The organism is uncultured Acetatifactor sp. (genome assembly GCF_948601915.1).
GTDB lineage: Bacteria > Bacillota > Clostridia > Lachnospirales > Lachnospiraceae > Acetatifactor.
Genome location: NZ_CAPDXS010000043.1, coordinates 1 through 11395, shown reverse-complemented (window position 1 = coordinate 11395; position 11395 = coordinate 1). Strand labels below are relative to the sequence as shown.

Annotated in this window: 10 protein-coding genes; all 10 read left to right on the top strand. The window is 61.6% G+C overall.

From position 1 onward, the window contains the following. Positions 1-855 precede the first annotated feature (855 nt). The 10 genes from Q2B33_RS09360 (at position 856) to Q2B33_RS09315 (ending at position 11268) form a co-directional block, all read left to right on the top strand. On the top strand, positions 856-1233 hold the full coding sequence (locus Q2B33_RS09360; RefSeq protein WP_296462981.1) for a sporulation initiation factor Spo0A C-terminal domain-containing protein: 378 nt from the start codon (positions 856-858) through the stop codon (positions 1231-1233). Positions 1234-1452: 219 nt separating this feature from the next. Next, positions 1453-2391, top strand: coding sequence for a DUF6077 domain-containing protein (locus Q2B33_RS09355; protein ID WP_300569269.1), 939 nt, complete (start codon positions 1453-1455; stop codon positions 2389-2391). After that, positions 2388-3236, top strand: a complete 849-nt coding sequence (locus tag Q2B33_RS09350; protein ID WP_300569272.1) for a hypothetical protein — start codon at positions 2388-2390, stop codon at positions 3234-3236. Before Q2B33_RS09355 ends, Q2B33_RS09350 begins: the two co-directional genes overlap by 4 nt. Before the next feature lie 38 nt (positions 3237-3274). Next, positions 3275-4033, top strand: a complete 759-nt coding sequence (locus Q2B33_RS09345; protein WP_300569276.1) for a glycosyltransferase family 2 protein — start codon at positions 3275-3277, stop codon at positions 4031-4033. 33 nt (positions 4034-4066) lie between these two features. After that, positions 4067-5524, top strand: a complete 1458-nt coding sequence (locus Q2B33_RS09340; protein WP_296462968.1) for an exopolysaccharide biosynthesis polyprenyl glycosylphosphotransferase — start codon at positions 4067-4069, stop codon at positions 5522-5524. A 1-nt stretch (position 5525) separates the two neighbouring features. Beyond that, positions 5526-6644, top strand: coding sequence for a hypothetical protein (locus tag Q2B33_RS09335; protein WP_300569280.1), 1119 nt, complete (start codon positions 5526-5528; stop codon positions 6642-6644). Further along, positions 6641-7411, top strand: coding sequence for a glycosyltransferase family 2 protein (locus tag Q2B33_RS09330; RefSeq protein WP_300569283.1), 771 nt, complete (start codon positions 6641-6643; stop codon positions 7409-7411). Before Q2B33_RS09335 ends, Q2B33_RS09330 begins: the two co-directional genes overlap by 4 nt. A gap of 46 nt (positions 7412-7457) precedes the next feature. Further along, positions 7458-8615: an EpsG family protein gene (locus Q2B33_RS09325; protein WP_300569286.1), complete on the top strand. Its 1158-nt coding sequence runs from the start codon at positions 7458-7460 to the stop codon at positions 8613-8615. A 66-nt stretch (positions 8616-8681) separates the two neighbouring features. Continuing rightward, the gene (locus tag Q2B33_RS09320; protein ID WP_300569288.1) at positions 8682-10052 is read left to right on the top strand and encodes a glycosyltransferase family 4 protein; all 1371 of its coding nucleotides are present in this window, start codon (positions 8682-8684) and stop codon (positions 10050-10052) included. Next, complete coding sequence (locus Q2B33_RS09315; RefSeq protein WP_300569290.1) at positions 10036-11268, top strand: glycosyltransferase family 4 protein; 1233 nt, start codon at positions 10036-10038, stop codon at positions 11266-11268. The genes Q2B33_RS09320 and Q2B33_RS09315 overlap by 17 nt, the downstream gene beginning before the upstream one ends. The last annotated feature ends 127 nt before the right edge of the window (positions 11269-11395 follow it).

Sequence of the window (11395 nt, the reverse complement as noted above, 5' to 3'; positions counted from 1 at the left end):
TGTCGTTTTCCAGGAATTTCGGGAAGGAGGCGGCAATCTATGCCGGGCTGGAGAATGCCGGCGGCGATTACGTGGTGCTGATGGACGCAGATCTCCAGGATCCCCCCTCCCTGTTGCCGGAGATGTTCGACCTCCTGGAGCAGGGGTATGATTCCGTGGCCACCAGAAGGGTCTCCAGAAAGGGGGAGCCGCCGGTGCGGAGTTTCTTCGCCAGGATGTTCTACCGGCTCATGAAGAAGATTTCCAGGACGGAGATCATGGACGGGGCCAGGGACTACCGCCTGATGACCAGGCAGATGGTGGACGCCATCCTGTCCATGCAGGAATACAACCGCTTTACAAAGGGCATCTTCGGCTGGGTGGGATTCTCCACCAAGTGGATAGAATATGAGAATGTGGAGAGGCTGAAGGGGGAGACCAAGTGGAGCTTCTGGAAGCTGTTCCTGTACTCCCTGGACGGCATCTGCGCGTTTTCCACGGTGCCGCTGATGCTGGCCTCCGTCATGGGCGCATTCTTCTGTGTGGTGGCCTTTTTGATGATCTTCTTCATCATCATCCGGAAGCTGATATTCGGGGATCCCGTGTCCGGCTGGCCGTCCCTGGTGTGCATCATCCTCATGGTCAGCGGCGTGCAGTTCTTCTGCACGGGGATATTGGGACAGTACCTGGCCAAGACTTACATGGAGGTGAAGCGGCGGCCGATCTACCTGGTAAAGGAACGGCTCTAGGAATAATAAAAAGTCTTAACGAATTCTTAGCGGGCAGAAGTCTTCCCTGTCAGTAATTTATGTGGTAGAATTTAGTATATTCTTCGTGGTAGGGAAGCGGCAGTCAACATAAGAAAGGGGAATTCGTATGGAGATTACTGCGGTCAAGGATTGTGAGCTCGAGAAATATATTACCGAAATCATGTTGGATATAGGGGTTCCGGCTCATTTAAAGGGGTATCATTACCTCCGAAGCGCCATTCTGTTGTCGGGAAGGGACATGGAGGTAGTGACCAGTGTGACGAAGCTGCTGTATCCGGCGATTGCCAGAAGATTCAAAACAACAGACCAGAAAGTCGAACGTGCGATTCGCAACGCCATTGAGGTATCATGGAACAGAGGAAATACAGAGACTTTTGAAAAAATGTTTGGATATTCCGCATCTTCAGGCAGAACCAGACCTACCAACAGTGAATACATAGCCCGCATTGCAGACAAGGTCCGGCTTGACATCAAGGCTATGTAGAAGCTACGGAAGAAACAACAGAAGATAGATATGCTTCATACTGCGGGGATGGAAAGCAGCCGGGTGAAAATCCGGCTGCTTTTGTGGACTTTGGGGGACAAGTGTGGTAGAATGTTGACACAAAGGACGTGCCGGGGGCTGATTCCATGTGCCAAGGGCGCAGGAAATGGCGGCAGACGTCCATAAAATTGAGATGGGAAAGGCTGGGAAACGTGCCGGATGGGAATAATTAAGCTGAAAAAGAATACCTTGGGCGACTGCCTGATGACGGGGGTGATCGTGGCGATCGGGCTGGCGGAAGCCTGCCATCTGGCGGCTGTCTTTCTGGGGCTTCCGTTCTCGGCCTGTTCCCGGCTGCTGGGCATGGCCTTGGGAGTCTGGCTCGTGCTGGGGACGGTGCTCCTGGCGGCGGGAAGGCGGCATATCCTGACGGAACCGGGCGGAAAACGCCGCCTGGATCCTTCGGAGAAGATTCTGTACGGTATGTTGGCGCTGACGGTGATTTCTCAGCTTATTTTCATCGGTATGGGGAATGCTATCTATAGAAAGGGCGATATGACGGTGGAGACAGTGGGGAGCTTCCTGGCTGTGGACGGCATCTACCGGGTCAATCCCATGACGGGGACGCCCTACACGGAGGGGATGCCGCTTCGGCTGAAGATACTGTGCCTGCCCACGCTGTACGGGAGCCTGTGCAGATGGACAGGCCTGGAGCCCGGGCTGATGGTCCAGAGGATCGTCCCCATGGCGGTGCTGCTTGGCAGCTATGGGGCGTTTTCCCTGCTGGGCCGGACGCTTTTTCCGGAGGAGGGGAGGATGCGGGCCCTGTTCCTGCTTCTGGTATCGGCGCTGATGTGGGCGGGGGCCTACGCCTACGGCATGGAGGGATTCGACCTGCTGTGCAGCGGCTGGCGGGGGGTGTCCATCCGGGGCGGCGTGCTCCTGCCCTGGACGGCGTCCCTGTGCCTTCGGCGCAAATGGCTGGGGGTGTGCCTGTGCGTGCTGGCAGAGGCCTGTATGGTCTGGACATTCTACGGCTGCGGCGCCTGCCTGGCGATGGCCGCGGGGCTGGCTGCGGCAGGGCTGCTGTGCCGGAAGCTTACCGGGAGGGCCCGGGGCGGGCGGGCGGCAGACGGAGGAAGGGGGGATGGGAAATGACGGAGCTCCTTCGAAACGCAGCCTCCGGCTGGGCCAACTACAAGGGCAGCGGGAAAATGGCTGCGTTGCTCCTGGCCGCTTTGGCGTACCTGTGGTTCACCGGGAGGGGAAAGGGGCAGAAGGCCCTTTTGCTTTATGCCTCCCTGGCGGCGGCCTGCTGCGTCCTGCCTGTGACGGCGGCGCTGCTGATGGCGTATCAGACAAAATTTTACGATTATGAGTGGATATGGAGCATGGTGCCCCTGACGGCGGTGACGGCATACGGCGCCGCGCTGTTCCTGGCGCAGCAGTGGAAAAAGGATGCGGGGGGCTGGCGCAGGGGCCTGCCCGTGACGCTGCTGCTGCTCCTGGCCCTGGGGCTGTGCGGGAACCTGGGAGGGGACGCTGGGGCCAGGGCAGGGCGCAGGGCGGAGAGGGAGGAAGCCTACGCGGTGGCAGGGATGCTGGCGGAGCGCTATCCCGGGGAGGACATCTGCCTCCTGGCCCCTCAGGCGATTCTGGAATACGCCAGGGAGGCGGACGGCAGGCTGCGGCTGGCCTACGGCAGGAATATGTGGGACATCTCCCTGAACGGATACGCCTATGACACCTATGACAGAAAGACCTCCGACCTGTACCGGTGGATGGGCTGGGCGGAGCAGTCGGCGGGGGTCTGGATGCCGGAGGAGGACAGGGAGGAGATGCTGGCCACTGTGGAGCGGCGGGCAGAGGATGCGGTGGAGCTGGGCGTGAACTGCATCCTGCTGCCCGCGGGAGTGCCCGGGGAGATCAGGGAGCGCATGGAGGCGGCCCTGGGAACCCGGGCGGAGGATATGGACGACTATATTGTCTTCGCGCTGTTCTGAGCCGGGACATGGGGATACGGGAAGAAAAGAGGAGAGCTATGGATGAGCTGATCAGCATCATCGTACCTGTCTATAACGCGGAGAGGCATCTGGCGGAGACCATTGCCTGCGTCAGGGCGCAGACCTGCAGGGAGTGGGAGCTCCTGCTGGTGGAGGACGGCAGCGCCGACGGGAGCCTGGCGGAGATCCGGCGCTGCATGGAGGAGACGGGGGATTCCCGGATACGGCTGATATGCCAGCCCTCCAACATGGGCGCCGCCCGGGCCAGGAACCGGGGGCTTGCCGAGGCCCGGGGAAGGTACATCGCCTATCTGGACGCGGACGACCTATGGGTGCCGGAGAAGCTGGAGAAGGAGCTGCGGTTCCTGCGGGACAGGGACGCCGCTTTTGCCTTCACCGGCTATGAGTTCGCGGACGGGCAGGGCAGGGGCACCGGGAAGGTGGTGCATGTGCCGGAGACCTTAAGCTACCGCCAGGCCCTGAGCAATACCACGATCTTCACCAGCACGGTGATGTTCGACACCGGGAAGATCGAGAGGAGCCTGCTGGAGATGCCCACGGTCAAAAGCGAGGATACCGCGCTCTGGTTCCGGGTGCTGCGGAGCGGCTATACGGCCTGGGGGCTGGACGAGAACCTGGTGCGCTACAGGCGCGGGGGCAACACCCTCTCCGCCAACAAGCTGGAGGCCCTGCGGCGCATCTGGCGTCTCTACCGGGACTGCGAGGGCCTGAGCCTGCCCCGGAGCGCCTGGCATTTTGTCTTCTGGGCCTTCAGGGCCGTGAAGAGAAGGATTTAGCATTGTGATTTAGCGGTATGGGAGGATTTTACTGTGAATCTTAGTACCAATGAAAAGAAGCTGAGACAACGGGAGACATTCAAGAGGCTGATCAACCTGGGGCTGACCGCGGTATGCCTGGGGCTGGAGATCGCGCTGTTCGCCTACTGGTGGCAGATGCAGTTCCGCTGGAGCGTGGTGGAGGCGCTGCGGTACTTTCAGGGCAAGGGCCATGTGCTGGAGGTGGGGATCTACGCCTTCGTCCTGATCCTGCTGTCCTCCATGTACGGCGGCATCCGGCTGGGCTATCTGAAGAATGTGGAGCTGATCTTCTCCCAGGTCTTCGCTACCCTGATGGCCAATGTCTTCATATATGCGGAGCTCTCCGTGATGGCGGCGGAGCCCTTCGTGCCGGACGTGTTCATCCTGATGATGATAGAGCAGACCATGGTGGTGATCATCTATATCAATGTGGCCAACCGGGTCTACCGGGCCATCTTTCCGCCCAGGAAGCTTCTGCTGGTGCACGGGGACAGGCCCATAGAGGGCATCCGGGCCAAGTTCGAGAGCCGCAGGGACAAATATATCATCACCAGGACCGTCCATGTGTCGGAGGGCTTTGACGCCGTCTGCGGGGCGATCCTGGAAGCCTATGAGAAGGGGGAGTGCAATGCCGTAGTGCTGGGAGACATCTCTGTAGTAGACAGGACTCCCCTGATCAAATTCTGCTACGGGCATTCCATCCGCTTCTACCTGCTGCCGAAGATAACGGACGTGATCCTGATGGGGGCGGAGGAGCTGCATGTGTTCGACAGCCCCATGCTGCTGACCCGGGAGTACAGCCTTACCGTGGAGCAGCGGATCATCAAGCGGTGCATCGATGTATTCGGGGCGCTGGTCCTGCTGGTGGCAGCCTCCCCCTTCATGCTCCTCACGGCCCTGGCCATCAAGCTCTACGACCATGGCCCCATACTGTACAGGCAGGTGCGCTGCACCCAGGACCAGAGGGAATTCCACATCATGAAGTTCCGGAGCATGCGCACGGACGCGGAGAAGGACGGCGTGGCCAGGCTGGCCCAGAAGAACGACGACCGCATCACCCCCGTGGGGAAGTTCATCCGCAAGTGCAGGCTGGACGAGCTGCCCCAGCTTGTGAACATCTTAAAGGGGGACATGTCCTTCATCGGCCCCAGGCCGGAGCGGCCGGAGATCATCGCCCAGTACCTGGAGGTGATGCCGGAGTTCGCCTACCGGATGAAGGTGAAGGCGGGGCTGGCGGGCTTCGCCCAGGTGTACGGGAAATACAATACATCCCCCTATGACAAGCTGAAGCTGGATCTGACTTATATCGAGAACTACTCCGTGATGCTGGACGTGAAGCTGATGCTGCTGACGCTGAAGATCCTGTTCTGGCCGGACAGCACCGAGGGCGTGGAGACGGAGCAGATCACGGCCCTGCGGGAGGAGCGCAGGAAGCGGCAGGAGGGACGGGACGAGAAGGAAGAGGAATGATATGTGGAAAGGCTATTACGGAAAGGAACCCTTCGACCTGCGCCTGACGGCGCTGCGCATGCTGTATAAGCTTCCCCTTATCGCGGCGGCCGCGCTCCTGGGCGCTGTGGTGTTCGGGGGCGGGTATTACGGGAAGAACGTGCTCCTGCGCGGGGACAGGCTGTACGCCGCCACGTCCGTCTACCGGGTGGAATACGCGGTGGACAATGTGGAAGACATGATGAATGTCTATGTGAACGACATGAGCTGGAACACCTATCTGCAGTCGAAGCTTTTCCTGGACGCGGTGCAGGGCCATCTGGCCCGGGCCGGCGCGGCCGGGATGGGGGAGGAGGAGCTGGCGGGGGCCATCCAGGCCCAGGTGCTCTCGGACATCCGGATCCCCTCCACCGTGGTCACCACGGACAGCCCGGAGAAGAGCCTGGCAGTCGCCCGGGCGGTGGAGGAGGCCATGACCCGGGAACTGGCGGAGCTGCTCAGCGAGGTGGATTCCGTCGCGGTGATAGACCCCTGCCAGGCCGCCCCGGAGGTGGTGCCGGATGTCCGGCCAGGCAGGGCCTTTCTGCTTGCCGCGGTACTGTCCTGCTTCTTCGCGGTGGTGGTGCTGCTTTTGAAGGAGACGGGGGAGGACAGCATCTGGCTGCCGGGATCTGTCTGGAAGCGCTACGGCTTGAAGACGGTGGGGACCATAGAGAGCAGGGAGCTGGCGGAGAACGTCAGGTATTTCTTCTCGCGGAAGGAGCCGGACGGGGAGGAATCATGTGAAGACATAGCTGTCTGCACAGCTCAGGAGGGCCTGGATGCGGAGGAGGTGCTGGAGCGCCTGAAGGAGGCATGCCCGGGCCTGATCGGGGACGGCTGGTTCGCAGTGCCCTGGCCTGTGGGGGAGCCGGAGGCGGCGGGCAGGCTTCGCAAGGCCCAGGGCATCCTGCTGGCGGTGCGGGCCGGGAGCCATGCTGGCAGGGCGCTGGAACGGACATTGGAGTACCTGGGGCAGCAGGACTGCCCGGTGACGGCGGCGATCCTGTGGGAGGCGGACGAGAGGCTGATCCGCAGGTACTACCTGACAGGGGCAAGGTTCGGCGGAGGAAAAGCGGGAACGGGGAGCGAAGGGATATGAGGGTTCAGGTGCTGGCATCTGTGATGAACGAGGAGCCGGAGGCATTGGCGGCGCGGATGGGGCTGGAATCGGACGCGGTGGTCATCAACCAGTGCGACAGGCTGGATTGCCGGAAGATAGCGTACAGGGGGCATGAAATCGGCTTTTACTCCTTTCCGGACAGGGGGGTGGGCAGGAGCCGCAACGAGGCCATCCTCCGGGCGGAGGGGGACATCTGCCTGTTCTCGGACGGGGACATCGTGTATGAGCCCGGGTACGCGGAGAAGATAGCTGCGGAGTTCCAAAGCAGGCCTCGGGCGGATATGATACTGTTCAATATCACGGTGGAGGAGGCCCGCAGGACATACCACATCACTGGACGGAAGCGGGTGCGCTGGTACAACTGCGGCAGGTACGGGGCGGTGAGCTTCGCCGTCCGCAGGGAGAGCCTGCTGTCCTCCAATGTGACCTTCTCCCTGCTGTTCGGGGGCGGGGCCAGGTACGGAAGCGGCGAGGACAGCCTGTTCCTGAAGGAGTTCATGGGGAAGGGCTACCGGGTGTACACCGCCCCAGTCACCATCGGGCGGGAGACGGCAGGGGAATCCACATGGTTTTCGGGCTATGACGAGAAGTTCTTCCGGGACAAGGGGGTGCTGTACCGCCATCTGTACGGAAGGCTGTCATGGGCCATGGCGCTGCGGTTCCTGCTGGCCCACCGGGACAGGCTGTGCGCGGAGGTGCCCCTGGGGCAGGCGTACCGATGGATGTGCGGCGGATGGAAGGATTAGGGCTGTACTGGCTATTTGTAGTACAGAGAGGGCGACAGGAGACGGGATGGGCATGGAGTGGAGCGCGCTGGTTTATATATTGCTGACTGGGGTCACGGTGGCCCTGGGGCTGTGCGTGGACAATCAGGATTATGTGCCGGATCGTATCAGGGGAGGCCGGAGGTACTTGAGCTGGCAGGACGGCAGCGGGAACGGGCCGGGGGAGAGGCGGCAGGCCAGGAACCGGATCGCGGTGGCGGCCGTATACTGCCTCCTGACGGGGGTGTCGGCCTGCCGGATCGCGGTGGGCAACGACTACTGGGTGTACAGGGACAATTTCAAGCTGATTGCCCAGCAGCGACATGTGTCCTCGGAATTCGGCTTCAACATGATCGTGAAATGGATACAGGGGCTGTTCGGCTACGATGAGTACCTGCCGGTGTTCGCGTTTTTTTCTATCATAACCGTATGGTTCTTCGTGAGGGCGCTGCACGACCAGGGGAGGCGCTTCGCCTTCTCCCTGTATCTGCTGATGACAGGGGGCTATTACTTCAACAGCCTGAATTCCGTCAGGTATTACCTGGCGCTGGCAATCGCGCTGTTCTCCATGAAATATGTGCTCCGGGGCGAATACGGGAAGTTCGTCTGCGTCATACTGGCGGGGGCCATGTTCCACAAGTCGGTGCTGCTGGTGGTTCCGGCGTACCTGGCGGCGCGGTACCTGGCGGCGGCGCCCCTGCGGAAATGGCATTACGCGGCGGGGGGCGTGTTCCTGTGCACTTTGGTGTTCGGACAGGAGCTGTACCGGGAGGCGATCTTTTTCTTCTACCCCTTTTACCGGGACTCCGCCTTTGACAACGGGCAGCTCTCCTACGCCAACATCCTGAAATGCGGCTGCGTGGCGCTGCTGGGCCTGGTCTGCTGGAGGCAGGGGCTGGGGAAGGACATGATAAACAGATTTTACTTTTTTCTGAACCTCATGGGGCTGGCGGTGTACTGCTGCGGCTCCTTCATCCCGGAGGTGTCCAGGGTGGGGTATTATCTGATTGTATCCCAGGTGTTCCTGGTGCCGGGGGCATTGGCGGGGATGAAGCCGGGGAAGCTGCGGGGGCTGTGCCAGGCTGGGGTGGTGGCGGCCTTCGGCTGCTATTTCCTGCTGCTGCTTAGGGGGATGTATGCCATTGACGTCAGGCTGCTGCCGTATCGGAACTGGATCTTCAACTGACGGGGAGCAGGGAGAGTTTGGGGGCTTTTGGTTCCCGGGGGCCACAGGCCAGGATGGGGAGTGGACATGAAAGTATTGTGGTTATGTAATATGGTGCTGCCTGCGGCGGCGCGGGAGCTGGGGATGGAGGCCTCCGTGAAGGAGGGCTGGGTCAGCGGGATGGCCGGGGCTGTGCTGGCGGGCTGCCATGAGAGCGGCATCCGGCTGTCCGTGGCGTTCCCGCTGCCCGGGCATATGATCGGGCCGGGACAGGAATTCCGCGCCGGGACGGTGGACGCGGAAACCGGCGGGGCCGGGGAGCGGGCCTCCTTTTCCTATTACGGCTTCCCGGAGGACGTGGGGCATGCGGAAAAATATGACGGGAGACTGGAACATGTGCTGGAAAAAATCGTCTCTATAGCAGAGCCGGATATCGTGCACTGCTTCGGCACGGAATTTCCCCACACCCTGGCCATGTGCAGGGCCTTCCCCAGGAAGGACAGGCTGCTGCTGGGCCTGCAGGGGCTCTGTACGCCGATCGCGGAGCATTACTACGCGGATCTGCCGGAGCGGACGGTCCGGCGGGCGACCCTGCGGGACAGGCTGAAAAGGGACAGCCTGAGGCGGCAGCGGGAGAAGTTCGTCCTGCGGGGTGTCATGGAGCGGGAAGCCGTGGGCCTGGCGGGGAACATCACCGGGCGCACCCGGTGGGACAGGATGTATGCCAGGGAATGGAATCCGAGGGCCCGGTATTTTGAGATGAACGAGAGCCTGCGGCCGGAATTCTACGGGCCGGTGTGGGATCCGGAGGCCTGCGAGCCCCATTCCATCTTCCTGAGCCAGGGGGACTATCCTCTGAAGGGGCTGCACTATATGCTGCGGGCATTGCGGATCATATTGGCGGTATACCCGGAGGCGAAGCTGTATGTGGCGGGAAACAGCCTGGTGGCATACGGTACATGGAAGGAGAAGCTGAAGATATCGGGCTACGGGAGATTCCTGCGCGAAATGCTGACAGGCCTGGGGCTGGAGGGGCGGGTGTGCTTCCTGGGGAAGCTGGACGCGGGGCAGATGCGGGACAGATACTTAAAGTGCGGCCTGTTCGTCTGCTGCTCCGCTGTGGAGAATTCCCCCAATTCCCTGGGGGAGGCCATGCTTTTGGGGGTGCCCTGCGTCAGCGCGGACGTGGGCGGCATCTCCAGCATATTTACGGGAGGGGTGGACGGCATCCTGTACAGGGGGGCTGACCACGGCGGCGCATCCGGGGGCCCGGGGACGGAAGGGGCCGGAGAGCTGGGGGCGGTGTCCGGGCGGCTGGCGGAGGCGGTGCTTGAAATGTGGCGCGATTCCCGGAAAAGGGACGAATACTGTCGCAATGCCAGGAAGCATGCGCTGAAAACCCACGACAGGGATCGAAATTATCAAAAACTGGTGGAAATATATGAAGAAATCCTGTAAAATAGCTTTTGTATCCAATTACATCAACCACCATCAGATTCCCTTCTGCGACAGCATGTACCGTCTCCTGGAGGGGGCGTTCGTCTTCGTGCAGACAGAGGGCATGGAGCAGGAGCGGGTGCAGATGGGATGGCACGCCTCCCGGAGGCCGGACTATGTGCGCTGCTGGTACGAGGAGCCGGAGGCCTGCAGGAGGCTGGTCCTGGACTGCGATGTGGCGCTGTTCGGGGGGACGGATGACGAAAGCTATATAGAAGAAAGGCTCCGGGCCGGGAAGCCGGTGATGCGCGTCAGCGAGCGCCTGTACAAGACAGGGCAGTGGAAGGCCGTGTCCCCCAGAGGGCTGCTGAAAAAGTACCATGACCATACCAGGTACAGGAAATCCCCGGTGTGGCTATTGTGCGCCGGGGCCTATGTGGCTTCCGATTTCCGCATCATCCGGGCCTATCCCGGGAAGATGTACTGCTGGGGGTATTTTCCGGAGACCAGGCGGTACGACTTGGATACGTTATTTAGCGGAAAAGGATACGGGGAAGAGAGGATTCCCTATCTGCTCTGGGCGGCCCGGATGATCGACTGGAAGCATCCGGAGCTGGCGGTGGAGACGGCCAGGACGCTGCGGGAGAGAGAGCTGCGCTTCCACATGGACATCATCGGGGACGGAGAGCTGCGGCCCATGGCGGAGAGGCTGGCCAGGGAATACGGGCTGGAAGGCTGTGTCTCCTTTCCGGGGTATCAGCCCCCGGAGGAGGTGCGCCGATATATGGAGCAGGCGGACATTTTCCTCTTCACCAGCGACAGGCAGGAGGGCTGGGGAGCAGTGGCCAATGAGGCCATGAACAGCGGCTGCGCCCTGGTGGCCGACCATATGATCGGAGCGGTGCCCTACCTGGTCAGGCATGGGGAGAACGGGCTGGTCTATGGGGACGGCAGGAAGGAGCAGCTGTTCGGGGCCGCGGAGCGCCTGGTGCGGGACAGGGCACTGTGCAGGGAGCTGGGAGAGGCGGCCTACCGGACGATTGTGGAGGTATGGAACGCGGAGAGTGCCGCCGGGCGGCTGCTGGAGCTGATCGGGGCGGTCACCGGGCTGGACTGGGCCAGGGGGGCCGGGACAGGGGGGCAGAGCCTTACCGGATATGCGCCCTGCGGGCCTGCCCCGGTGCTGCGGGAGCGGTTCCGCCGGACAGAGCCGGGGAGGTATGCTCGCGAGCGATGAACTTTGCCGCAATGTCCCCTGGGCTTTCGCTCGTGAGTCGGGCTGCTTGGCAGATTTTGGCGATTGTCAGTATATACTGCAGACCGCCAGGATTTACAGTGGTGTCCCTGGGAAAGTGCCTGGCTGG